This is a genomic window from Terrisporobacter hibernicus (genome assembly GCF_020809405.1).
In the GTDB taxonomy this organism is placed as follows: Bacteria; Bacillota; Clostridia; order Peptostreptococcales; family Peptostreptococcaceae; genus Terrisporobacter; species Terrisporobacter petrolearius.
Genome location: NZ_CP081135.1, coordinates 3,841,685 through 3,866,286, shown reverse-complemented (window position 1 = coordinate 3,866,286; position 24,602 = coordinate 3,841,685). Strand labels below are relative to the sequence as shown.

The window sequence follows — 24,602 nt, the reverse complement described above, 5'->3', positions numbered from 1 at the left end:
TGAAATAACAAATCTTATTCAAAAGGAAAAATAATAATGAGAAATATAAAAATGATAGTACAATACGATGGAAGTAACTTTAAAGGATTCCAAAGATTAAAAGACAATGACAATACTGTACAAGGGAAAATAGAAGATGTTCTTTGTAAACTTACAAATGAAAATGTTGAAATAACAGGTTCTGGAAGAACAGATATGGGTGTTCATGCCATGGGTCAAGTTGTAAACTTTAAAACTGACTGCAATGATTCAGTTGAAAAAATACAAAAATATTTATATAAGTATTTACCTGAATCTATAGTTATAAAAAGTATTGAAGAGGTTGAAGATAGATTTCACTCTAGATACAATGCCAAATCTAAAGTTTATTTATACAAAATAGATAACAATAAGTTCCACAATCCATTTTTCAGAAAATACTCAGCTCATATAAATAAAAATTTAAATCTAGATCTTATGAAAGAAGCTAGCAATTATTTAATTGGAGAACATGATTTTTCCAGCTTCGCTTCTTCAAAATCAAAAAAGAAAAGTCATGTTAGAATAATTGAATCTATTGACATAGTAGAAAAAGATAACATGATTGAAATATATGTTAAAGGTGATGGATTCTTATATAACATGGTAAGAATAATTGTTGGAACTTTAATAGATGCAGGACTTGGCAAACTAAATCCTATGGATATAAAAGAAATTTTAGAAGCTAAAGATAGAAAAGTAGCTCCAGAAACAGCACCAGCAAAAGGTCTATATTTATTTAAAGTTCAATATTAATTCTATGGGGGAATGTATTTGAATAATTTAATTATAAAAAATGGAAGTGAAAAAGATTCTGATTATATAATTGAAAAACTAGTAGAATATAATTTATCAAAAGTGCCACAAACACAAGAAATAGCTTATGTATGGCTAAATAAAATAATAGAAAATGATAATAAAGAAATAGTTGGGGGAATTCTTGCCAAAATGTATTGCTGGAATGTAATTTACATTGATGCACTTTGGATTGATGAAAACTACAGAGGTTGTGATCTTGGAGAAAAATTACTATTTGCAATAGAAAAAATAGCTAAAGAAGAAAAATGTAATTTAATTCATTTAGATACTTTTGACTTTCAAGCTAAGGATTTTTATATAAAAAATGGCTATGAAATATTTGGTGTTTTAGATGAATGTCCTAAAAACCACAAAAGATACTTTTTAAAAAAATCTTTAGAATAGTTGACAATGATTAGAAATTCAACTATCATTTAAACATATTAATTGAATATACAAAATTCAGTGAAAAAGAGAAGTAACTTAAAGACCATGTTTACAGAGAATTGGGAATGGTGGAAGCCTAATAATATACTTTAAGTGAATAGAGCTTTGGAGAAGATTATCTGAAATAACAGTAGGATAATAGGTAGCCTTGCCTTAAAAGGAAGAGTGAATAAAATTCTAATTGTCTCATTTGAACGTAGCGCCCACACAGTGGCTTAAGCCTAGCGAGTTTTTGAGCAACGGATTTATCTGAAGTGATAACGAAGATAGATCGTTGTCGATATGAACACAGTGAATTTTATTAATTAGAGTGGTAACGCGGTAAATTCGTCTCTTGGTTAAATCCAAGGGACTTTTTTTATTGTAAAAATCAATAATTGGAAGAATAAGGGGGAAATAACTATGAAAGAAAAAGTAGTGCTAGCATATTCAGGTGGATTAGATACATCTATAATAATACCATGGCTTAAAGAAAACTATGATATTGATGTAATTGCTGTTTGTGCCAACGTAGGCCAAGATGATAACATGGATGAAATACACAATAAGGCTATTTTAAGCGGTGCCATAAAAGCTTATTGTGAAGATTTAAAAGAAGAGTTTATAACTACAACAATTTATGCTGCCATAAAAGCGGAGACAAAGTATGAAGGAAGATATTTACTTGGCACAGCTTTGGCAAGACCAATAATAGCTAAAAAATTAGTAGAGATAGCTCATAAAGAAGGTGCTAAGTATATTTGTCATGGATGTACAGGAAAAGGTAATGACCAAGTTCGTTTTGAAGGTACCATAGCAGCCCTAGACCCATCAATAAAAGTTATAGCACCTTGGAGAATATGGGATATAAAATCTAGAGAAGATGCCATAGATTATGCACAGTCACACAATATACAAGTAGTAGCTACAAAAGAAAAAATTTATTCTGTTGATGATAACTTATTTCATGTATCAACTGAAGGCGGAGATATAGAATGCTTACAAAATGAACATAAAGAAGATATTTATAAGAAAACTCAATCACCAGAAACTGCTTGTGATACAGCTGAGTATGTAGAGATATATTTTGACAAAGGTATACCTAAGAAAGTTAACAATAAAGAATTATCTCCAGTTGAATTATTAGAAACTTTAGACAAATTAGGATGTAAGCATGGTATAGGTATAGTAGAAATATTAGAAAATAGATTAGTTGGAATGAAATCTAGAGGAATATATGAAACTCCAGGAGGAGAACTTTTATATACTGCACATAACTACCTAGAAAGTGCCACACTAGACAAAGATTCTCTTCATCTAAAACAAAGATTGTCATTAGAGTATGCTGATTTGATATACAATGGTAAATGGTATTCAAAAGCTTGTAGTGCAATAACAGCGTTTATGGACGAAACTCAAGAGAATGTAACAGGATCAGTAAAACTTAAATTGTATAAAGGAAATATAAAACCTGCTGGAATATTTACTGAAAATGCATTATATGATGAAAGTATATCTTCATTTGGCGATAGTGAGTTATACGACCATAAAGATGCTGAAGGTTTTATAAATTTATTTACCCTTCCACTTAAAATCAATGCCATGAAAAATAAGTAATATATATTATAAACAAAAAACTCTACTTAATTTAATAAGTAGAGTTTTCATTTTATTAATCTTTTAAACTAAGATATTGCACTTAACTTCTCTTTATTTTTATTTATTTTATAATTGTATGACATCTTTAATAATATAGGTGATAATATGGTTGTAGCTATCACCACAATTAAAATAGGTGCTAAAACAGTAGTGTTAATTAATCCTGCACTAAAACCTTTATTAGCAACAATTAAAGCAACCTCTCCTCTAGATACCATCCCAAAGCCAACTTGTAATGATTCTCTATTAGAGTAATTAAACAACTTACATCCTAAACCACAACCTACTACTTTTGATAAAACAGCTACAATGGTAAGTATAACGGCAAATAATATTATCATTGGAGTCATTTTAGGTAATACTAGTTTTAAACCTATGCTAGCAAAAAATATTGGAGATAAAAGTGCATAGGATACTGTATCTAGTTTATCTTCAATATAATACTTCTTACTTAATGGTGACAAAGTAAGACCTGCTATAAAAGCACCTGTTATATCTGCCACACCAAAATATGTTTCTGATATATAGGATAAAAGCAAACAAAATGCAAATGCAGCTATTACATAACGCCTTTTATGTTTGGCATCTTTATCAAGCCAATTTTTAAATATAAAATAAAATATACTACTGGCAATTGCAGCAAATATAAAAAAGCAAAATATCTTTAACAAAACTGCAAAAATATTTACATCAGGATTTGCAAAACTAATAACTATTGTAAGTGCAACAATTCCAAGGATATCATCAATAATTGCAGCACCTAATATGGTATTTCCTACTTTTGAATTTAACTTCCCCATCTCCTTCAGTGTCTCAACAGTAATACTAACTGAAGTTGCTGTAAGAATAGTACCTATAAATATATTTTGAAGAAATGCATTTGAATTAGCTTCAAATGGTATTAATCCATTACTATTAAAATACATTGCAACAAAAAATCCACCTGCAAGTGGAACTATAATCCCTAAAATAGCTGTTACTAAAGAAGCTTTTCCAGACTGTTTTAATTCGCTTATATCTGTTTCTAACCCTGCAAAAAACATTAAGAGTATTACTCCTATCTCAGCTAACTGAGTTAAAAACTCCGTTTCATGAACAATATTTAAAACTGCTGGACCTAAAATTAAGCCTGCAAATAAGGCTCCAACTACTTGAGGCATTTGACACCTCCTAGAAATTAAGCCAAATAATTTTGTAGAAATTAGAATTAAAGCAATATCTAATATGTAACTATATGATTCCATAATACGTCCCCTTTTCTAAAATAATTAAATATTAAGTATCCCTCAATATCATCATCTTAGTATATAAAAGGTAATATATCAACATTAATAAATTTTTAACTAATTTGTGATAATTATTTAAAATAATAAACTTAATTTAAAAAATTTAAATTTGTATTTTATAAAATTAAAGTAAGTATAACTTAATTTTGTTAATAATTCTATAAGGATAAGCAAGTGAATAGAGGATTTTTTTTAGTATTATAGGAAATAATAATTTTAGAATTGTAATAAATACTTACATTATTTATAGATAAAAATTTCATATAAAATCTATACTTAATATAATTAAACATAGCGGAGGTAGATTTATGACATTAAAAAAATTAATTATAGTAACTATGGTAACATCTATGTTGACTGCCTGTATGACAGGATGTACAACTAAAAAAGACAATTCTACTACTAATAACAACTCTGAGAAAAAAGAATACACTATATCAATGATTACAGATGTTGCTGGTGTAAATGACCACTCATTTAACCAAAGCGCTTGGGAAGGATTACAAAAAGCAGAAAAAGATTTAGGTGTTAAAGTTAAATATTTGGAATCAAAACAAGATGCAGATTACTCTACGAATGTGGAGACTCTTGTAGATAATGGGACTGATTTAATAATAGGTGTTGGATCAAAACTAGCTCCAACAATTGAACAAGCCGCTAAGGATTATCCTGAACAAAAATTTGTACTTGTTGATGAAACATTTAAAGAAATACCTTCTAATGTGGAATCAATTTTATTTAAGGCTGAACAATCCGCATATTTAGTTGGTTTAATAGCTGGTAAAATGACAAAAACAAATAATGTTGGATTTATTGGTGGCATGGATATGTCTGTTATAAATACATTCAAATACGGTTATATGGCCGGTGTAAAAACAGCAAACTCAAAATGTAAATTACAAAGTCAATATGCAAACTCATTTTCTGATCAAGCAAAAGGAAAAGCAATATCAAACCAAATGATATCAAATGGTGCTGATGTAATATTTATAGCTGGCGGTGATGTGGGAACTGGTGCCATAGAAGCTATCAAAGAATCAAATAAATATGCTATTGGTGTAGATAGAGACCAAAGTGATTTAGCCCCAGACAATGTTTTAACTTCCGCTATAAAAAGAGTAGATATTGGTGTATACGAAACAGCAAAAAGATTTATAGAAAATAAATTTGAAGGCGGAAAAGAAACAACTTATGGACTTAAAGAAAATGCTGTTGGTATACCTGATTCAACATCAAAATTAGTTCCACAAGATGTTTTAGATTATGTTGATGAAGAAATTAAAAAATTAGAAAGTGGAGATGTTGTAGCTCCTAAAAATGAAACTGAGTATAATAAATATCTTAATACTTTAAAATAAATAGGAGTTCCTTAATAAAAAAGAGTAGAGAAATCTACTTTTTTTTATTTTAAAAAACTTAAAATCTATTTAAAACAAGAAATATATATCATTTAAAAAATATGTAGATACAATAAGAAATTTTGTATAATATTAATTATAAGCAATATATTAATTTTGGAGGTATTTATGTACAGTTTTACAAATGATTATAGCGAAGGTGCACACGAAAGTATACTAAAAGCACTTTTAGATAGTAACCTAAAACAAAGTTCAGGCTATGGTCTTGATGAATATAGTGAAAAAGCAAAGGATATACTAAAAAATGTGCTTAAAAATGAGAAAATAGATATTCACTTTATACCAGGTGGTACTCAAGTTAACTTAATATGTATATCTTCTTTCTTAAAACAATACGAAGCTGCCATTGCTGCAGATACAGGACATATTGCAGTACACGAAACGGGAGCAATAGAAGCTTGCGGTCACAAAGTTATTACAGCACCTAGTAATGATGGAAAATTAACAGTAGACAAAATAGAAAAAATATTAAAGATACATACTGATGAGCATATGGTTAAGCCAAAACTAGTATACATATCTAACGCAACAGAGATTGGAACAATATACAAAAAACAAGAATTAATAGATTTATATGCATATTGTAGAGAAAAGAATTTGTTATTCTTTATAGATGGAGCTAGAATGGGTTCAGCAATAACTAGTGAAGAAAATGATTTACAACTTTGTGATTTAGTTAACCTTTGTGATGCATTTTACATAGGTGCAACTAAGAATGGAGCATTATTTGGTGAAGCCCTTGTTATTTGCAATGACTCACTAAAAGAAGATTTTAGATATAATATAAAACAAAAAGGTGCTTTACTTGCAAAGGGAAGACTTCTTGGAATTCAGTTTGTAGAATTGTTTAAAGATGATTTATTCTTCAATTTAGCAAAACATGCCAATGAAATGGCAGCTTTAATTCAAGATGCATTAATTGAAGAAAACTATAAATTATTAATTAAATCACCTACTAATCAAATATTCCCTATACTACCTAATTCATCTATAGAAAAATTAAGAGAGAAGTATTCATTTAATACATGGGAAGAATACGATGAAAATCATACAGTTATCAGACTTGTTACATCATGGGCAACAGAGAAAGATAAAGTATTAGATTTTATAAATGACTTAAAAATTCGATAAACTCATATCGCCAACGAGATGCCTTTGTTACCACTTCAGGCAACTCCGTTGCTCAAAAACTTATAATAATAATCTTAGATTAGAAAGGAATGTTTACAATGCTTGAACTAAAGAATATATCTTTTAAAGTTAAAGCTTTAGATAGTAATGAAGAAATTACCATTTTAGATAATGTAAGCTTTAAAGTTGACTTTGGGAAGATGTTAGTTATAACAGGTCCAAATGGTGGAGGAAAATCCACATTGGCAAAAATAATAATGGGAATAGAAAAACCAAGTAGTGGTCAAATTTTATTTGATGGTATTGATATAACAAATTTAAATATTACAGAAAGAGCAAAATTAGGTATAGGTTATGCCTTCCAACAACCACCTAGATTCAAAGGTGTAACTGTAGAAAAAATGTTACAATTAGCTTCTGGTAAAAATCTATCAGAAGAGTTATGTTGCGAATATTTATCTAAAGTAGGTCTTTGTTCTAGAGAATACTTAAAAAGAGATGTGGACAGCTCTTTATCTGGTGGAGAATTAAAAAGAATAGAGATAGCCTCATTAATGGCAAGAAATTCTATAATATCAATATACGATGAGCCAGAAGCAGGAATTGATTTATGGAGCTTCTCTATGCTTGTAGATACTTTTACAAATTTCAAAAAAAGCAGTAACCAAAGTGTTATCATAATATCTCATCAAGAAAGAATTATAGATTTGGCAGATGAATTAATAATAATTTCTGATGGAAAAATTCAAAATATAGGCACAAAATCTAAAGTTTTACCTTTACTACAAGGTGATATGAAAAATTGTCTATGTCAAATGAAGGAGGTAGCACTTACTCATGAGCGAGTTAATGATTAAAAACCTATTAAAAACTATAGCAGATATAACTGGAGAAGTTGATGGAGCATTCAATCTAAGAAGCAATGGATGTGGTGTAGAGAGAAGATCTAGTGAAAATATTATAATAACTCCTAAGGAAGATAAACCAGGAATTGACATAACAGTTAAACCCAACACTAAAAACGAAACTGTACATATACCTGTAATAATAACAGAAGATAATGTTAATGATTTAGTATATAACGACTTTTATATTGGAGAAAATGCAGATGTAACTATTGTGGCTGGATGTGGTATTCACAATGATGGATGCGGTACTAGTGAGCACGATGGCATACATACTTTCCATATAGGGAAAAATGCTAAAATTAAATATGGAGAAAAACACTATGGTGAGGGAAGTTCTGAGAGCAAAAGAATATTAAACCCAACAACAATAGTACATATGGATGAAGATTCTTATTGTGAAATGAATATGACTCAAATAGAAGGAGTTGATTCAACTAAAAGAGAAACAGAGGCATTTTTAGGAAAAGGAGCAAAGTTAATCATAAATGAAAAATTAATGACTCATGATGATCAAGTTGCTCATTCAAATGTGACATGTAATCTAAATGGAGAAGATTCCATATTACAAATTATATCTCGTTCTGTTGCCAAAGACGAATCTGTTCAGGTATTTCATCCAATAGCCATAGGAAATGATAACTGCAAAGCTCACGTTCAATGTGACTCTATAATTATGGATAAAGCTAAAGTAAGCTCTATTCCAGAAATTCAGGCAAATCATACTGATGCACAAATAGTTCATGAAGCTGCCATTGGTAGAATTAATAATGAACAATTGCTAAAACTTGAAACCTTCGGCTTAAGTGAAGAAGAAGCTGAAGAAGTAATAGTAAATGCATTTTTAAGTTAATATATAAAGAGAAGTAACTAGTTTGCTTCTCTTTTTTATATGATATACATATATTGATCTAATTTATAATAAAAAACTATAAAAAAGTGCTGATTTTTACAAAAAGAACAAACGTTCTTATAACTAAAAAACAGCACTTAAATAATAATATTTTAATTAACTCTCCTTTTTAAATGTAGAATACTAATTATATTTTGGGATAAATTATTAATATAGTATGGATTACAAGGAGGAAAAAATGACTAAAGATAAGCATAAAAGAGAAGACGACAAAACTAGATACAACAGAAATGATAAGAAAAATCCACACTTCAAATTAGAACTTGGTGAAGAGTTAAATTTAGAACCTAGACTTAGACCTTCGAAAACAGGATCAGTAGCTCAAAATACAGCAAAACCTATTAGCTCTCACAAAAAACATCAAGATAAATAAGAACATATTACCTTATCTAAGAAAGAAGTGAAAGCTTCTTTCTTTTTTAACTATTTTGTCATATTCATTTTTAAATGTTTACAAAAATGTATACTAAAAATACTTAAATTTAATGGAAATTTTTCTTTAATAGTTCTATAATATTTTTTGAGGTTAGCTTTATAAATATAGTTGCTTTACTCAAACTTAAATTATGCAATATCAAAGGAGGGATTTTAATGGATATTGAAAGAATGACTGTTAGAGTTCAAAAAAGTTTAAATGAGGCTTACAATGAAGCTGTTAAGCATCACAACCAAATGGTTGATGTAATTCACTTATTTTCAGCTTTAGTAAATCAAGAAGACGGTTTAATTCCTAATATTTTAGAAAAAATGAATATATCTGTTACTGCTCTTAGAAGTAGCATTAATGAAGAATTAGACAAGCTTCCTCAAATTTATGGAGAAGGAATTAATTCTCAAGGTGTAACTGCATCAAGAAATATTGAAGAAGTATTAATAAAAGCAGAAGACATTTCAAAAGACTTTAAAGATTCCTACATAAGTGTGGAACATGTAATGCTTGGTATTATGGAAATGACTTCTATTTCAAACGTAAAAAAAATATTAAATATGTACAATATAAATAAAAATGATTTTCTTCAAGTTTTATCTGCAGTAAGAGGTAGTCAAAGAGTTGAAAGTCAAGATCCAGAAGGAACTTATGATGCTCTAGCTAAATTTGGTACAAACTTAGTAGAACTTGCTAAAAAACATAAACTAGATCCAGTTATAGGTAGAGACGAAGAAATAAGAAGAGTTATAAGAATTTTGTCTAGACGTACTAAAAACAATCCAGTACTTATAGGTGAACCTGGTGTTGGTAAAACTGCTATAGTAGAAGGTTTAGCTGAGCGAATAGTTAGAGGTGACGTGCCAGAAGGACTAAAAGATAAAATAATTTTCTCACTAGATATGGGAGCCTTAATAGCTGGGGCCAAATACAGAGGTGAGTTTGAAGAAAGACTAAAAGCAGTACTCAAAGAAGTACAAAGTGCTGAAGGAAAAATAATATTATTTATAGACGAAATACACACAATAGTTGGTGCTGGCAAAACAGAAGGTTCTATGGATGCAGGTAATTTAATAAAACCTATGCTTGCTCGTGGAGAACTTAACTGTATAGGTGCTACTACTTTTGATGAATACAGAAAATATATTGAAAAGGATAAAGCACTAGAGAGACGTTTCCAACCAGTAATAGCTGATGAACCTACGGTGGAAGATACAATCTCTATCCTTAGGGGTTTAAAAGAAAGATTTGAAATACACCATGGTGTTAGAATTCATGATAGTGCAATAGTTGCTGCAGCCAAACTTTCTAATAGATATATACAAGATAGATTCTTACCAGACAAGGCCATAGACCTAATAGATGAAGCTGGCGCCATGATAAGAAGTGAAATAGATTCTCTTCCTACGGAATTAGATATGGTAAGAAGAAGATTATTTACCCTGGAAACTGAAAGAGAAGCATTATTAAAAGAAAATGATGAAAAAAGTAAGCTAAGACTAGAAGAACTTCAAAGGGAAATTGCTGAACTTAAATCTAAAGATGACGAAATGACAGCTAAATACGAAAAGGAAAAAGGTTCAATCACAGAAATTAAGAATTTAAAATCAAAGCTGGATGCTGCTAAAGGCGATGTGGAAAAATATGAGAGAGAATACGACTTTAATAAAGTTGCTGAAATAAAATACGGCATAATACCTGATTTAGAACAACAAATAAAAGAAGTAGAAGAAAAAATGAAATCAGGATATGATAATGCTCTACTAAAAGAAGAAGTAACAGAAAACGAAATTTCTGATATAGTATCAAAATGGACAGGTATACCTGTTACAAAACTTGTTGAAGGTGAAAGAGAAAAACTTCTTAAATTAGAAGATGTACTTCATGAAAGAGTAATAGGACAAGATGAAGCTGTAACTGCCGTATCCAATGCAGTAATAAGAGCAAGAGCAGGGCTAAAAGACGAAAACAAACCAATTGGTTCATTTATATTCCTTGGACCTACTGGTGTTGGTAAAACAGAACTTGCCAAAACACTAGCTAAAACTTTATTTGACAGCGAAGAAAACATTATAAGAATAGATATGTCTGAATATATGGAAAAACATTCAGTATCTAGACTTGTGGGACCTCCTCCAGGATATGTAGGTTACGAAGAAGGCGGTCAATTAACAGAAGCTGTTAGACGAGCTCCTTATTCTGTTATTCTATTTGACGAAATAGAAAAAGCTCACGAAGATGTTTTCAATATGTTTTTACAAATCCTAGATGATGGTAGACTTACTGATAACAAAGGTAAAACTGTGGACTTTAAAAATACTATAATTATTATGACATCTAATATAGGAAGTAGCTATTTATTAGAAGATGAAGGCAAAATCACAGAAGCTACTAAAGATTTAGTAATGAATGAAATGAAAAGAAGATTCAAACCAGAGTTTTTAAATAGAGTAGATGATATTATTATGTTTAAGGCTCTTGATAAAGAAGAAATAAAAGAAATAATAGATATATTCATTAAGTCTTTAGCTAATAGACTTCGTGATAAAGATATTAAAATAGAAATTACAGACAAAGCAAAAGAGATTATAGTTAAAGAAGGATATGACCCAGTGTATGGTGCAAGACCACTAAAAAGATATATTGGCAATACACTAGAGACTATGATCGCAAGAAGAATGATTGCTGGAGAAATTTATAATGGATGCACTATATTAGTTGATGGTGAAGATAATAATATAACTATAGAAGTTAAATAAAATTCATTTTAATAACTCAAACAATAGAAAGTTGAATAATTTTAATAAAGAATCCAAAGATATATTAACTATCTTTGGATTCTTTATTATGCTATAGAGTTATGACTTTACTTTGATTATAATCTAATGTAACAGCAGCTTCATTAAAATGAATTTCATAAAGAGATAAATAATTATTTTTGTGGGGGATGGTTATAGATGGGTATTTATATTGAAACTGAAAGGCTTATATTAAGAGAATTTGTTGTAAATGATGTTAAAGAGCTACACTCTATTTGCAGTGAACCTTATATATTAAAATGGATGCCTGATTGGGAAAGAACTACGGAAGAAAGAAAAGAATGGATAGGTTGGGTTCAAAATAATTATTTGAAAGCAAGTAAAAATATTGCAAGAATAATGCTTGCTGTTACTCTTAAACACAACAATAAACTTATAGGTATGGTTGGAATTGGTAATAAGGAAGAGGTAAATAATGAGATAGAACTGGCATACTTTATTTCAGAAAAATGCTGTAATCAAGGGTACATAAGTGAAGCTTCAAAAGCTATGATAGAATGGTCGTTTACTAATTTAAAAATGGATTATTTAATTGCTATTGTTGAACCTGATAATATTCCATCTCAAAGAGTAATTGAAAAGTGTGGATTTGCTAAATTGAATACCAAAATGATTTTTAATAGTGGTGACACCGAGGAAAAACAATTTTATTATTATCGCATATATAATAAGCATATTATGTAATGTACGTAAGGCTGTATCATATTAAATGATACGGCTTTTTATATTGAAGATAATTTCTATAAAAATAATTATAAAATGTTGGCTAGCTAAAACAGAGATGAATGAACAAAGTAAGATACAAAATAAGAGCATAACATATAACGATCTAAAATTTTATATAGATGTTGTTGGAATGCTGTCTTGGAAACAAGCTAAATTAGTATGGTCCGAAAGAACTTATCATCCAATAAAAGACTATTTTGGTAAATTAACTTAGGACGGAAAAAAAAGAATAGACACTCTTTTAATTGATTATTTGAGAGCTAATGATAGTGAGTTTGTAAGAGCAGTAACAAGAAAAACTCTTTGTGCAGCAGTGGCTAGAGTATATAAACCAGGAATAAAATTTGACAATATATTAGTTCTTAACGGACCTCAATGCATAGGAAAATCAACACTATTCTCAATTCTAGGAAAAGAGTGGTACTCAGACTCCTTATCTCTAACAGATATGAAAGACAAAACAGCAGCAGAGAAACTCCAAGGCTATTGGATATTGGAGCTGGGAGAACTTGCAGGAATGAAAAAAGTAGAGGTGGAAACAATTAAATCATTTGTAACACGAACAGACGATAAATTCCGCCAAGCCTATGGAATAACTGTGGAAAATCATCCAAGAAGCAATATTATCGTAGGAACAACTAATGCAGAAAGTGGGTTTCTAAGAGATATAATTTATACGGACCTCAAATAACATTTATCAGAAACAATAAGTAAAAGACTTAGTGCTCTTATATTGATAAAATTTGGAGATAAGTACAGCAAGTACAAAATAGTATCAGAAATACTGTACTTATCTGTGTAAGCACAAGCATAAGCTCAAATTTAAGCACAGGCTAAGAATTGGTAATGGACAGTATTTTAACTAATGTTGTACTTAGTGTTTCTATATAGATATAGATATACATTTAATTAATTATTATAAAAAAATATAAAAAATAGGCGCATATGTGTATGCGCGCGCGTATAGGAAATTTTGCATAAAAGCACAACACAAAAGCACTAAATATAAAATAGAAATTTGGAGGAATAATTGTAGGTGGAAATGATAGCGATTGATAAAAATAAAATATTTAAGAATTTAGATTACATAGAGTCGATGAATCAACACGGTGCTTCTCCTAATCTTGATGTATATTGGGAAGAGATTGTAGAAATACTAAGTGAAAATATTGAAGCAACAAGAAAATTTCTAAATGATGATTGTAGTGAATAGCAAATTTTCTATATAGGAGGATGCTTTGAGGAGGTATTTTATAAATTGCAAAATTATGAATTTATAAGTATTATTCAACAACTACAAAAGAAATATCCTAATATAGATATGAGTGAATACATTAAATGGACCAAATATGCAATAGAAGATTAATAAAAGCATTTACTAAAAAACATAGTAGGTGCTTTTTTTATGCTTAAATTTATATAGGAAATGGCTGGTGATAGGGGTGAAGTTCTTGACAGTTTATGTCAAGAACTTGCTAAAGGTGTTGTAGGTAGCAAGTCATGTCATTGGAATGACTTGCTACCTACAATGCCGAGAGTGTCCATAGATTTGTGTAAAATATAATACCATTTTTTCCAACTAAGTCGTCCATTGTTTTACATTTAGATAATTCTTCTTGATAATTAATATTTGGTACTTGAAATTCTTTAATAAAGATTTATTATATAAAGAAACTAATGTCTATGTCCCAGATTATAATTGATATATAGAAATATATGAAAACCTCTATCATAGTAATTCAACATATATGATAGAGGTTTTTAATTTAAAAGTTGCTATTTTAATAAAGAAGTAACTTCTCTTACATAATATAAATTTAATACATGAAGAGCTCTTGTGCAGCAAGTATACAGAAGCAATCTTTCATCTTCACTGTTATAATTTTTATTACTTACATTATATAGAAATACCACATCAAACTCAAGACCTTTAGCCAGATAGGAAGGTATTACAACTATACCATTGGTAAAACTATCATCATCTTTTGTTATAGAACTTACATCTATATCATTTGATTTTAATAATTCATACAAATCTTCAGTTTGGCGGGCTGTTTTTGTGATAATACCAATAGATTCATAATTCTTTTCTTTGTAATTATTTATCTCTTTTATAAGTTCTTTATTCATATCATCTTCATTGTCAAAATTAACAACACTAGGCTCATCACCATGTCTTCCCACATATCCATCACTTAGATTTTTTTGTAGAAGCTTTCTTGAGAATTTAGTAATTTCCTCTGTTGAACGATAAGTTTTTGTTAAGTTTATTATACAAGTATCGTCCTTTGATATATTATAAATATTATTATAACTTCCCACATTCATAAATGAATTAATTGACTGATTTATATCTCCAAGTATAGTCATTTTTGCAGATTTGAAAAGTTGATAAAAAATTTCATATTGCAGTGGAGTATAGTCTTGAGCTTCATCTATAATTACATATTTAATTTGTGAAGTAATTGGAATATCGCCAAGTGCAACTTTTAAGTATAAAAGAGCAACTTGGTCTTCATAGTAAAGATTATTTACATTTAAATTCTCCATTGTGTAAGTTTTTATATGATTTATAAAATCACTATCATATTTATAACTTAATTTATTTAAAGATTTATTTGAATACTTAAATAGATTTCTATAAATACTAACAGGATTAAAATATGTCATTCTTGAAATCTTCTCATAAACATCTTTTAAGTGTTTTCCTACAGTTTCACTACTTTTTTCTTTCATTTCCTGCTTGTCTAGATAATATCCAGTAGAAGCCAGCTCTTCATATATTTCTTTTCTCCAAGCATCTTCATAAGGTTCCATAAGGAATAATATTCTTGATTTTATTCTTTCTAATCTTTTCTTTATTGGTCTATTAGCAAAGTCTTTTAAAAATAAATTTTGTATTTCATTTGCTGAAATTATTAATTTTCCCCTTACAATAATATCTTCAAAATGTCTTTTATTTGTTTCTAAATGATTTATATATTCTTTTAAAATATCAACAAATTCAACTGAGGTTTTAAAGTTAATATTTTTAATTCTATCTTCGTAAGCTGAATTTTTATTACAACCAAGTATATATTCCATCATCTGTGAAGGTGTTTCTTTATTAAATCCATTACCTAGTTTTTCATGCATATAATCCTTAAATGTGGTTTGATACATATTTTCCTCACCAAGTTGAGGTAATACATTTGAGATATAGTCATTAAAAATATTGTTTGGTGAAAATATGATTATATTTTCACATGTTATTTTATCTCTATGTTTATATAATAAATATGCAATTCTATGAAGTGCTACAGAAGTCTTTCCACTTCCAGCAGCTCCTTGAACTACTAAATTTTTATAATCTTCATTACGTATTACTTGATTTTGCTCTTTTTGAATAGTAGTAACAATACCTTTCATTTTATCATCAGAACTTTTGCTTAACAGTTCTTGCAACATTTCATCATCAATACTTAAATTACTGTCAAACATATACTCAATTTTTCCATTATTGATTTTATATTGTCGCTTACTAGTTATTTCTCCAGATATTACACCTTGTGGGCATTCATAGTTTGCCGCTCCAATTTCATAGTCATAAAACATACTTGAAATAGGTGCCCTCCAGTCATACACAAGAAAATCGAAATCTTCATCTGTAAGATTTGATAATCCAATATAACACTTTTCAGCATCTAGTTCATTTTTTTCGAGAAAGTCAATTCGACCGAAATAAGGAGATACAAGCATTTTTTCATACTTTTCTTCAAGTTTTTTATTGAATTCATGACTTCTTTTTTGATTTTTCATAGTATCCATAGCTGATACAAACTCTGAAATTTGATCCAATCCATTTGTTATGGAAACAGATCCTAAATCATTCCATAATTCTCTTTGTGTTTCTTTTGCTTCCATTTGTAATCTATTTTTTGCTTCACGTTTTTCATCAAGTTGTTTTGTAGTCTCTTTAAGGACTTTTTCCAACCATTCATTTTCTAGATTCCATTCATAACTATTTATACTCACTCTACGTCCTCCTTGATTATACAAATCAACTTATTTTAATCTACTATATCAATTATATACAAAATGAAGTATATTCATAGTCTAAAAAAATATCTATATTTATGATATAATTACAGTGGGAAAGTAAATAATATAATTTAATTGTATATAAAAAGGTTAAAATACTAATGAAAGTGTTTTAACCTTTTTTGTCTATTTATGATATAATTAAAATTTAGAATGAATAAATTAATCTTACTTCAATGAGGAGGACAATATGACAAATACTATATATTTAGTTAGACATGGCCAAACACAGTGGAATATAAAAGGAAAAACTCAAGGTCATGGTAATTCAAAATTAACTGAAAAAGGTGTTAATCAAGCTAAAGAACTAGCTGACAGCATGGTTAAATATCCTATTGACTACATATATTCAAGTGATCTTGGTAGAGCAGTAGAAACTGCACAAATAATAAGTGATAAATTTGATTTAGATGTAATAAAAACTTCAGGTCTTAGAGAAATGGGCTTTGGAGAATGGGAAGGTCTTTTAATAAAAGAAATTCAAGAAGATTATAAAGACATATATCATACTTGGAGAAATGAGCCTCACCTTGCACAGATTCCAGGTGGAGAAACTCTTCAAATTATAAAAGAAAGAACAGATAAATTTTTAGATGAGTTAAATGAAAAATACGATGGAAAACATATCGTACTTGTAACTCATTCTGTAACAGCAAGAGTAATACTTCTTTCTGTTTTAAATTCAGGAATGGAAAATATCTATAGAATTAATCAAGGAAATACTGCACTAAATGTTATTGAATTTAGAGACTATGGCCCAGTTGTAATAAAAATGAATGATACAAGCCATATTAAAACTAATCATAAACTAGAAAATAGTGCATTAGAATAGGAGAATATAATGTCAAAAGTAATAGTAGTAGGTGGAGGTCCGTCAGGAATGATGGCAGCACTTGTAGCCTCTAAAAACTCTCATGAAGTTACCTTAATAGAGAGAAATGAGGAACTAGGAAAGAAGCTTAAGCTTACTGGTGGTGGAAGATGTAATATTACAAACAAAAGATACATTGAAGACTTTTTTGATAAAGTTGTGACTAATAAAAAGTTCTTATACAGTGCCCTTTATTCATTTACCAATGAAGACTTATTAAGCTTCTTAGATGAGAGTAACCTTGAGTACAAAGTAGAAGAACATAATGATTATAAAGTTTATACAAAAAGTGATAAGTCAACTGAGCTTATCAATAAATTTAAAGACTTACTAATACAAAATAATATAAAAGTACTATATAATAGCAAGGTAGTAGATTTAATTATAAATGAAAACAATAAAATAGACGGTGTTCTTTTAGATAATAATACAAAAGTCCTTGGAGACAAAGTAATAATATCAACAGGTGGAAAAAGTTATTCTAAAACTGGATCTGATGGCACAATGCACAAAATATTATCAAAACATGGTCATACTGTAACTAATACTTATCCTGCTTTATCTCCTTTAAAAATTAAAGAAGATTGGACAAGAAGATTACAGGGTATATCTTTAAAGGATATAGAAATATCATGTAAAATTAAAAAGAAAAAAATAAGCAAAAGAGGAGATATGCTCTTTGCTCATTTTGGAATAACAGGGCCAGTAGTACTTATTGTATCCTCTTATATTAACAAAAACTTAGAAAATGAATCTGTAGAACTAAACGTTGATGTATTGCCAGATGTAAGTAGAGAAGAAATAAGCAAAATTATAAGAGAGAATCCTAACAAAAACATTGCAAACAACTTAAAATCCATATTACCACTTAACTTTTTAAAGGAAATTTTAGATTTATTAAATCTTAGTGAAACAAAACCTAATGAATTAACTAAAGAAAATGAAAATAAAATTATTGATTATATAAAAAACATGAAGCTAACTACAAATTCAACTTTAGGAATACAAGTTTCTATGGTAACAAGTGGTGGTGTATCTGTTAAAGAAATTAATTCTTCTTCAATGGAGTCTAAAATAATAGAAGACTTATATTTTACAGGAGAAGTAATAGATGTAGATGCAGAAACTGGAGGATATAATCTCCAAATAGCTTTCTCAACAGGTTATTTAGCAGGTATAAGTTTATAGCTTATAAAATACTTTAAAAACAAAATAGGAGAAATAGCATGAATAATTTAGTAATAGCAATAGATGGACCAGCAGGAGCTGGAAAAAGTACAATAGCAAAAATAATAGCAGACAAATTAAACATAAACTACATAGATACAGGTGCTATGTATAGAGCTGTAACTTTAAAATGTTTACAAAATAAAGTAAATATAGAAAATGAGAATGAAGTAATAGAGTTAGCAAAGAAAACAGTAATTGACTTTAAGGACAATAACATCTACTTAGATGGTAAAGTAGTAAATGAAGAAATAAGAACCATAGAAGTAACTAATAACGTCTCTAACGTTGCAAAAATAAAAGAAGTTAGATACTTAATGGTAGACGTACAAAGAGAAATCGGTACAAGAAACTCTGTTATACTTGATGGTAGAGATATAGGTTCATATGTTTTTCCAAATGCCAATTATAAATTCTTCCTTATAGCTACACCAAAAGAAAGAGGAACTAGAAGATACAAAGAATTAGTAGGAAAAGGTGTTGAAGTTAAGCTTCAAGATGTAATAGATGATATAATTAAAAGAGACGAGATAGATTCTTCTAGAGAGTTTGCTCCTCTAGTTAAAGCAGAAGATGCCATAGAAATAGATACTACTGGTAAAAGCATAGACGATGTGGTTGAATCAGTTTTAAATAAAATTAAATAAGGGAGAGATGCATTTGAGTTTTTATAAATTTGTTTTAAGTTTATTTAGATTATATAGTAAAGTATTTTACAAATACGAAGTAATTGGGGCAGAAAATATTCCTGATGAAGGGAATTTAATAATTGCAGCTAATCATAAATCTAATTTAGATCCTATTTTTATAGCAGCTGCTGTGAAAAATAGAACAGTTGCACCTATAGGAAAAAAGGAATTATTCGAAAATAAAATATTAGGTAAAATATTAAGTAATTTAAATGTTATACCTATCGATAGAGAAAATCCTGGTATCTCTACAATAAAGACCATTCTAAAAAAATTAAAAGAAGGTTATGTTATTGGCATATTTCCAGAAGGAACTAGAATAAAAGGAAACGGATTTGGTGATGCCAAAGCTGGTTTAGCTTTATTTGCTGTTAAAGGAAAAGCTAATGTAGTTCCTATATCAATAATATCAAATTATAAGATATTTAATAAAGTAACAATCTACATTGACAAACCAATTTCATTTGAAGAATATTATAAGAAAAAGCTAAGTGCAGAAGATTATGAAAGATTATCTGGAGATGTACTTGAAGTAATTAAAGATAATTATTATAAAAGATAGGAGATTTGTTATGGAGGTTAGAATAGCAGAAAATGCGGGATTTTGTTTTGGTGTTAAAAGAGCTATGAACATGGCTTGGGATGAACTAGAAAACAAAACTAGTGATAATGTATATTCCCTAGGTCCCCTTATTCATAATAAACAAGCCGTAGATAAATATAAAGAAAAGGGACTAATTGAAATGGATTCATTAGATAAAATCCCTAGTGATAGTAAATTAATAATAAGATCTCATGGTGTTGGTAAAAAAATATACACAGAGTCTGAATCAAAAAACATGGATATAGTAGATACAACTTGTCCATTTGTAAAAAAAATACACGACATTGTTAAAGAGTTTTCTCATAAAGGTTATAAAATTATAATAGTCGGTAATTCCACTCATCCAGAAATAATAGGAATTAACGGTTGGTGTGATAACGAAGCAATAATAATAAATAGAGAAGAAGAAATTGATAATATAACATTTAATAATAATGATAGATACTGTGTAGTTAGCCAAACAACTGCTAACTTAGAATCTTTTGATAAAATTGTTTCTAAGTTGAAAAGTAAAATAGAAGACTTAACTGTAAATAATACAATTTGCTTTGCTACAAAGGAAAGACAACTGTCAGCTACTGATTTAGCAAAAGAAGTTGATTGTATGGTAGTTATTGGTGGTAAACATAGTTCTAACACTCAAAAACTAGTAAATATATGTAAGAACATAGTCCCTACTTTTTCCATCGAAACTAAAGAAGAATTAGAAAAAAGTAAGTTAGAAAAATTTAAAGTTGCAGGTGTAACGGCAGGAGCTTCCACACCTGATTGGATAATAGAAGAAGTAATAGAATACCTAAAAGAAATATAGTATAAATAAATCCACTAATTTATTAGTTTTAATAAATTAGTGGATTTTTCATATTATAATGAATATAAATAAGTATTTTTATGGAGGAAATTTATATGCCTATGTGGAATCCTTGGCGTGGTTGTAAAAAATGTAGCGATGGCTGTAAATATTGTTATATTCATAAAGGAGATTATAAAAAAAGTATAAATACTAATAAAATAATCAAAACTAATGATTTTTACAAACCTATAGAAAAATATAAAAATGGAAATTATAAAATAAAATCAGGTACTGTATATCTATGCTTTTCTTCTGATTTTCTAATTGAAGAAGCTGATTCATGGAGAGACGAATGTTGGAAAATGATAAAAGAAAGAAGTGATTTAAAATTCTTGTTTTTAACAAAAAGAATAGACAGGTTTAAAAATTGTATTCCAAAGGACTGGAATGATGGTTATGATAATGTGATTGTATGTTGTACCATAGAAAATCAGAAAAATGCTGATTATAAATTACCTATTTTTAAAGATTTACCCATAAAACATAAATGTATTACAGCTCAACCTTTGCTTGAAAAAATAGATATAGAAAAATATTTAAGCAATATTGAACTTGTTGTAGTAGGAGGCGAATCAGACTATAATGCAAGACCACTAAATTATGACTGGGTACTTCATATTAGAAACCAATGTATAAAATCAAATATTGGCTTTGAGTTTAGGCAGTGTGGAACATATTTTATAAAAGATAAGAAGATGTACAAACTTCAAGTTAAAGATTTGTGCAAACAAGCAAAATTAGCAAACATAAATTATACAAAGAAGTAAAGCAATAAATAATTTAAGGGGTGATTTCATGGGGATAAATAAAAATAGCAATATAAAAATAGGAAAAATTAAAAAAGGCAATAAAAATCTAATTACAGATGTTAATGGAATTAAAGTAGGTCATGTAACATTAAATTCTAAAAATATAAAAACAGGTGTCACTGCCATATTACCACATGAAAACAATATATTTAAAGAAAAAGTAATGGCAGCAAGTTATATAATAAATGGATTTGGTAAAAGTGTTGGCCTTATTCAAATAGACGAACTGGGAACTTTAGAAACGCCAATAATACTTACAAACACACTAAGTGTAGGAACATGCACTACAGCACTGATAAAATATATGTTAAAAAATAATGAGGATATTGGTGTAACTACAGGAACAGTAAACCCTGTGGTTATGGAGTGTAACGATGGATACTTAAATGATATTAGAGGACTGCATATTAAAGAAGAACATGTACAAGAAGCTTTAGAAAATGCAACTGTAGATTTTAAAGAGGGATGCGTTGGCGCTGGTATGGGTATGAGTTGCTATGAATTAAAAGGTGGAATAGGGTCTTCTTCAAGAGTCATTGAACTAGATCATAAAGAATACACAGTAGGTAGCTTAGTTCTTACAAATTTAGGTCTAAAAAAAGATTTAATTTTAGATAATAAGAATATAGGTGAAAATATAAAGATTATGGACAATTATGAAAAAGAAAAGGGCTCTATAATAATTATCATTGCTACAGATATTCCTCTTAGCGAAAGACAGTTAAAAAGAGTAGCCAAGAGAGCAAGTGTGTCTCTTGCTAGAACTGGGTCTTATTTAGGTAATGGCAGCGGAGATATTGTTCTTGCCTTTACTACTGCTAATAAAATACCTCATTATAAAAATAGTGATATTATTTCTATTAATATGATTCATGATAATGAGATAGATAAGGTGTTTAGGGCAGTTGTTGAGTCTGTAGAAGAGTCGATTATAAGTTCTATGCTGCACGCAACTACAGTTGTTGGTAGGGATGGTCATGTTAGAAAAGGCATAAATGAGTATTTATAAAGCTGAAAGGGCGTATCAAAAAAGATACACCCTTAAATTTGATTTTTACTATACAAATAGTATGATAAATCGTATTTTTCCATACAATACATAAAACCAGATGAATAAATGTAAATCAGAAAAATTTTAATTATTCATGAAGGAGGAATTCATAATGAGAGTCACACCAGATATGATAGACAAACAACTTCGTTTAAAAGGTAAAATCATGAATAAATTTGTTCATTACAATAGCCCTAAAGATTTTAAAAATACAAATAAAATAATGGAAAAGTTGTATAAAGGAAAATGCAGTAAAAAAATGATTTGTGAGGAAAAATACATTACCAAAAAAGATGGAGAAGTAATTCGAGTATGTATCTATAAACCGATTAATACTAGACCAAATGCAACAGGTCTTTTGTGGATACACGGTGGAGGATACGCCATGTGTATTCCAGAACAAAATATGTATTATTTTGAAAAATTTACTTCTGTTGCAAATTGTGTAATAGTTGCTCCTGATTATACTCATTCAGTAATAAAACCATACCCAACTGCCTTTTGTGATTGTTATGATGTTCTTTGTTGGATGAAAGCCAATGCAAGTAAACTAGGAATTAGAGATGATCAGTTGTTTGTTGGAGGAGAAAGTTGTGGAGGTGGAATTACTGCTGCCATAAGTCTTTATGCAAGAGATACTAAAGAAGTAAATATAGCTTTCCAAATGCCACTATATCCAATGCTAGATGATAGAATGAATACATATTCAGCTATAAACAACAATGATCCTATGTGGAATTCTGTAAATAACAATTTGGCATGGAGATTGTATCTAGATGATTTATTTGAAAGTAACAACGTACCAAAATATGCAGCTCCAGCTAGAGAAGTTGATTATTCTGATCTTCCTCCTACATTTTCTTTTGTTGGTGATATAGAACCTTTTCATGATGAAACTATTAACTATATTAAAAATCTTAGACAATCTGGAGTAAAAACACATTTTTCTGTGTACAAAGGTTGCTATCATGGTTTTGATACAGTTTGTCCTAAATCTAACAAAGGAAAGTCAGCTATGAATGATATGCTTAGAGTTTTTGAATTTGCAACCAGAAACTATTTTGCAAAACAAGATAATTAAATTATTACACTATACTTCTAATATAAATTAGAAATTTTTTATAAAAACTTGTCAATAAATATCGAAATATGCATATATTGTATTAAGATGTTAATCATCTAATACAAATTTTAAAAAGGAAGGTAATTATTGATGAGATATAAAAAACCAGAATGCTATGACAATGGAAGTTCATGCTGTAAAAAAAATCAAAATGTTTGTTATTATAAATGTGCTAATAAACAAGATTCTTATAATAAGTGTGAATGCATAATAAATAAAACAGAGGAATTAATTGATCAAATAGAAGAAAAAAATGACAAATTAGGAAAAAATTTAGAAGATGGAATTAATGCTGTAAAAGGTATAAGCGATATTATGCCCGATATTACTGATTTAGAGAATGCATTAAATGATATACAAACTGCATTGGATGCTGCTGTTCCAGCATTACAAGCAATAAAAGATGCTGTAGATGCAATAGAAGATCCAAATGGTGGTTTAGATGATTTAGAAAAAGCTCAAGAAAAACAAGAAAAAATTGCTTGTTTAGTAGATGAATTAGAATGTAAATTCGAAGCTACAGTAGAATGTTTAAGTAAAACAAGTTGCAGTAATCCAATACTAGTTCCTGTTGATGATTGTGAAGAAGACTGGGACTGTGGATGCCATAGACCATGTAAACACAAAGATTGCTAATAAATATTAATATAACAGACACCAAATAATATTTTATTTGGTGTCTGTTATATTAATATAATCTACTAATATTCACATAACATTAATTTACAAAATAGAAAGTGTAGATAACATAGTTATAAGCTTAATTATC

The 24,602-nt window shown here is 28.8% G+C and carries 24 protein-coding genes, 1 pseudogene and 1 other annotated feature; of the genes and pseudogenes, 23 read left to right on the top strand and 2 right to left on the bottom strand.

Translation table 11 applies throughout. From position 1 onward, the window contains the following. Positions 1-36 precede the first annotated feature (36 nt). The 3 genes from truA to JW646_RS18895 all read left to right on the top strand — a co-directional run bounded on the left by truA (position 37) and on the right by JW646_RS18895 (position 2,859). Positions 37-774 (top strand): tRNA pseudouridine(38-40) synthase TruA, encoded by a 738-nt coding sequence (gene truA / locus JW646_RS18905; RefSeq protein ID WP_228416010.1) that lies wholly within the window; start codon positions 37-39, stop codon positions 772-774. A gap of 18 nt (positions 775-792) precedes the next feature. After that, the gene (locus JW646_RS18900) at positions 793-1,221 is read left to right on the top strand and encodes a GNAT family N-acetyltransferase (RefSeq protein ID WP_148556783.1); all 429 of its coding nucleotides are present in this window, start codon (positions 793-795) and stop codon (positions 1,219-1,221) included. 51 nt (positions 1,222-1,272) lie between these two features. Continuing rightward, positions 1,273-1,601 (top strand) — a binding site (T-box leader). 64 nt (positions 1,602-1,665) lie between these two features. Further along, positions 1,666-2,859: an argininosuccinate synthase gene (locus JW646_RS18895; protein ID WP_228416009.1), complete on the top strand. Its 1,194-nt coding sequence runs from the start codon at positions 1,666-1,668 to the stop codon at positions 2,857-2,859. Positions 2,860-2,927: 68 nt separating this feature from the next. On the opposite strand, the gene JW646_RS18890 is transcribed toward JW646_RS18895, so the two are convergent. Continuing rightward, positions 2,928-4,145 carry a cation:proton antiporter gene (locus JW646_RS18890; protein ID WP_228416008.1) on the bottom strand — a complete coding sequence of 406 codons (1,218 nt, stop codon included), beginning with the start codon at positions 4,143-4,145 and terminating at the stop codon, positions 2,928-2,930. Positions 4,146-4,495: 350 nt separating this feature from the next. Here JW646_RS18890 and JW646_RS18885 point away from each other — a divergent pair, with 350 nt between their 5' ends. From JW646_RS18885 to JW646_RS18840, 11 genes and pseudogenes are all read left to right on the top strand, one after another. Then, on the top strand, positions 4,496-5,545 hold the full coding sequence (locus JW646_RS18885) for a BMP family lipoprotein (RefSeq protein ID WP_228416007.1): 1,050 nt from the start codon (positions 4,496-4,498) through the stop codon (positions 5,543-5,545). A 168-nt stretch (positions 5,546-5,713) separates the two neighbouring features. Beyond that, positions 5,714-6,736: a threonine aldolase family protein gene (locus JW646_RS18880; RefSeq protein WP_228416006.1), complete on the top strand. Its 1,023-nt coding sequence runs from the start codon at positions 5,714-5,716 to the stop codon at positions 6,734-6,736. A gap of 98 nt (positions 6,737-6,834) precedes the next feature. Beyond that, positions 6,835-7,593, top strand: a complete 759-nt coding sequence (locus JW646_RS18875) for an ABC transporter ATP-binding protein (protein ID WP_074916714.1) — start codon at positions 6,835-6,837, stop codon at positions 7,591-7,593. Continuing rightward, positions 7,574-8,494 carry a SufB/SufD family protein gene (locus JW646_RS18870; protein ID WP_148556778.1) on the top strand — a complete coding sequence of 307 codons (921 nt, stop codon included), beginning with the start codon at positions 7,574-7,576 and terminating at the stop codon, positions 8,492-8,494. Before JW646_RS18875 ends, JW646_RS18870 begins: the two co-directional genes overlap by 20 nt. Positions 8,495-8,732: 238 nt before the next feature. Then, positions 8,733-8,927 (top strand): hypothetical protein, encoded by a 195-nt coding sequence (locus tag JW646_RS18865; RefSeq protein WP_074916710.1) that lies wholly within the window; start codon positions 8,733-8,735, stop codon positions 8,925-8,927. Between the two features lie 218 nt (positions 8,928-9,145). Further along, positions 9,146-11,740: an ATP-dependent chaperone ClpB gene (gene clpB / locus JW646_RS18860; protein ID WP_228416005.1), complete on the top strand. Its 2,595-nt coding sequence runs from the start codon at positions 9,146-9,148 to the stop codon at positions 11,738-11,740. Positions 11,741-11,938: 198 nt separating this feature from the next. Next, entirely contained in the window at positions 11,939-12,484 is a 546-nt protein-coding gene (locus JW646_RS18855; protein ID WP_228416004.1) for a GNAT family N-acetyltransferase, read from the top strand. 43 nt (positions 12,485-12,527) lie between these two features. After that, the gene (locus JW646_RS20260) at positions 12,528-12,740 is read left to right on the top strand and encodes a hypothetical protein (protein WP_331478040.1); all 213 of its coding nucleotides are present in this window, start codon (positions 12,528-12,530) and stop codon (positions 12,738-12,740) included. Between the two features lie 12 nt (positions 12,741-12,752). Further along, positions 12,753-13,217, top strand: a pseudogene (locus tag JW646_RS18850) (VapE domain-containing protein); the annotation flags it as partial. Positions 13,218-13,562: 345 nt separating this feature from the next. Beyond that, positions 13,563-13,739: a hypothetical protein gene (locus JW646_RS18845; RefSeq protein WP_228416003.1), complete on the top strand. Its 177-nt coding sequence runs from the start codon at positions 13,563-13,565 to the stop codon at positions 13,737-13,739. 213 nt (positions 13,740-13,952) lie between these two features. Beyond that, the gene (locus tag JW646_RS18840) at positions 13,953-14,090 is read left to right on the top strand and encodes a hypothetical protein (RefSeq protein WP_228416002.1); all 138 of its coding nucleotides are present in this window, start codon (positions 13,953-13,955) and stop codon (positions 14,088-14,090) included. Positions 14,091-14,302: 212 nt separating this feature from the next. Here the strand turns inward: JW646_RS18840 and helD are convergent, their stop codons facing one another. Next, positions 14,303-16,540 carry an RNA polymerase recycling motor HelD gene (gene helD / locus JW646_RS18835; RefSeq protein ID WP_228416001.1) on the bottom strand — a complete coding sequence of 746 codons (2,238 nt, stop codon included), beginning with the start codon at positions 16,538-16,540 and terminating at the stop codon, positions 14,303-14,305. 256 nt (positions 16,541-16,796) lie between these two features. On the opposite strand from helD, the gene JW646_RS18830 reads away from it, so the two are divergent. From JW646_RS18830 to JW646_RS18790, 9 genes are all read left to right on the top strand, one after another. After that, positions 16,797-17,438: a histidine phosphatase family protein gene (locus JW646_RS18830; RefSeq protein ID WP_228416000.1), complete on the top strand. Its 642-nt coding sequence runs from the start codon at positions 16,797-16,799 to the stop codon at positions 17,436-17,438. 9 nt (positions 17,439-17,447) lie between these two features. After that, the gene (locus JW646_RS18825) at positions 17,448-18,665 is read left to right on the top strand and encodes a BaiN/RdsA family NAD(P)/FAD-dependent oxidoreductase (RefSeq protein WP_228415999.1); all 1,218 of its coding nucleotides are present in this window, start codon (positions 17,448-17,450) and stop codon (positions 18,663-18,665) included. Positions 18,666-18,703: 38 nt separating this feature from the next. After that, positions 18,704-19,351, top strand: coding sequence for a (d)CMP kinase (gene cmk / locus JW646_RS18820; protein WP_228415998.1), 648 nt, complete (start codon positions 18,704-18,706; stop codon positions 19,349-19,351). A gap of 13 nt (positions 19,352-19,364) precedes the next feature. Then, positions 19,365-19,955, top strand: coding sequence for a lysophospholipid acyltransferase family protein (locus tag JW646_RS18815; protein WP_206923510.1), 591 nt, complete (start codon positions 19,365-19,367; stop codon positions 19,953-19,955). 10 nt (positions 19,956-19,965) lie between these two features. Then, positions 19,966-20,808 carry a 4-hydroxy-3-methylbut-2-enyl diphosphate reductase gene (locus tag JW646_RS18810; protein WP_228415996.1) on the top strand — a complete coding sequence of 281 codons (843 nt, stop codon included), beginning with the start codon at positions 19,966-19,968 and terminating at the stop codon, positions 20,806-20,808. 95 nt (positions 20,809-20,903) lie between these two features. Beyond that, a complete protein-coding gene (locus JW646_RS18805) occupies positions 20,904-21,617 on the top strand; it encodes a DUF5131 family protein (protein ID WP_228415995.1) in 714 nt (237 codons plus the stop codon). Positions 21,618-21,645: 28 nt separating this feature from the next. After that, positions 21,646-22,668, top strand: coding sequence for a DmpA family aminopeptidase (locus JW646_RS18800; protein ID WP_228415994.1), 1,023 nt, complete (start codon positions 21,646-21,648; stop codon positions 22,666-22,668). A 154-nt stretch (positions 22,669-22,822) separates the two neighbouring features. After that, positions 22,823-23,791, top strand: coding sequence for an alpha/beta hydrolase (locus JW646_RS18795; RefSeq protein WP_228415993.1), 969 nt, complete (start codon positions 22,823-22,825; stop codon positions 23,789-23,791). Positions 23,792-23,923: 132 nt separating this feature from the next. Then, a complete protein-coding gene (locus tag JW646_RS18790; protein WP_228415992.1) occupies positions 23,924-24,469 on the top strand; it encodes a hypothetical protein in 546 nt (181 codons plus the stop codon). Positions 24,470-24,602 lie beyond the last annotated feature (133 nt).

What these genes read in the sequence shown, in the direction of transcription:
- truA (WP_228416010.1), top strand. Translation starts at nt 37, where the DNA reads ATGAGAAATATAAAAATGATAGTACAATACGATGGAAGTAACTTTAAA.
- JW646_RS18895 (WP_228416009.1), top strand. Translation starts at nt 1,666, where the DNA reads ATGAAAGAAAAAGTAGTGCTAGCATATTCAGGTGGATTAGATACATCT.
- JW646_RS18890 (WP_228416008.1), bottom strand. Translation starts at nt 4,145, where the DNA reads ATGGAATCATATAGTTACATATTAGATATTGCTTTAATTCTAATTTCT.
- JW646_RS18885 (WP_228416007.1), top strand. Translation starts at nt 4,496, where the DNA reads ATGACATTAAAAAAATTAATTATAGTAACTATGGTAACATCTATGTTG.
- JW646_RS18880 (WP_228416006.1), top strand. Translation starts at nt 5,714, where the DNA reads ATGTACAGTTTTACAAATGATTATAGCGAAGGTGCACACGAAAGTATA.
- JW646_RS18875 (WP_074916714.1), top strand. Translation starts at nt 6,835, where the DNA reads ATGCTTGAACTAAAGAATATATCTTTTAAAGTTAAAGCTTTAGATAGT.
- JW646_RS18870 (WP_148556778.1), top strand. Translation starts at nt 7,574, where the DNA reads ATGAGCGAGTTAATGATTAAAAACCTATTAAAAACTATAGCAGATATA.
- JW646_RS18865 (WP_074916710.1), top strand. Translation starts at nt 8,733, where the DNA reads ATGACTAAAGATAAGCATAAAAGAGAAGACGACAAAACTAGATACAAC.
- clpB (WP_228416005.1), top strand. Translation starts at nt 9,146, where the DNA reads ATGGATATTGAAAGAATGACTGTTAGAGTTCAAAAAAGTTTAAATGAG.
- JW646_RS18855 (WP_228416004.1), top strand. Translation starts at nt 11,939, where the DNA reads ATGGGTATTTATATTGAAACTGAAAGGCTTATATTAAGAGAATTTGTT.
- JW646_RS18840 (WP_228416002.1), top strand. Translation starts at nt 13,953, where the DNA reads ATGGCTGGTGATAGGGGTGAAGTTCTTGACAGTTTATGTCAAGAACTT.
- JW646_RS18830 (WP_228416000.1), top strand. Translation starts at nt 16,797, where the DNA reads ATGACAAATACTATATATTTAGTTAGACATGGCCAAACACAGTGGAAT.
- JW646_RS18825 (WP_228415999.1), top strand. Translation starts at nt 17,448, where the DNA reads ATGTCAAAAGTAATAGTAGTAGGTGGAGGTCCGTCAGGAATGATGGCA.
- cmk (WP_228415998.1), top strand. Translation starts at nt 18,704, where the DNA reads ATGAATAATTTAGTAATAGCAATAGATGGACCAGCAGGAGCTGGAAAA.
- JW646_RS18810 (WP_228415996.1), top strand. Translation starts at nt 19,966, where the DNA reads ATGGAGGTTAGAATAGCAGAAAATGCGGGATTTTGTTTTGGTGTTAAA.
- JW646_RS18805 (WP_228415995.1), top strand. Translation starts at nt 20,904, where the DNA reads ATGCCTATGTGGAATCCTTGGCGTGGTTGTAAAAAATGTAGCGATGGC.
- JW646_RS18800 (WP_228415994.1), top strand. Translation starts at nt 21,646, where the DNA reads ATGGGGATAAATAAAAATAGCAATATAAAAATAGGAAAAATTAAAAAA.
- JW646_RS18795 (WP_228415993.1), top strand. Translation starts at nt 22,823, where the DNA reads ATGAGAGTCACACCAGATATGATAGACAAACAACTTCGTTTAAAAGGT.
- JW646_RS18790 (WP_228415992.1), top strand. Translation starts at nt 23,924, where the DNA reads ATGAGATATAAAAAACCAGAATGCTATGACAATGGAAGTTCATGCTGT.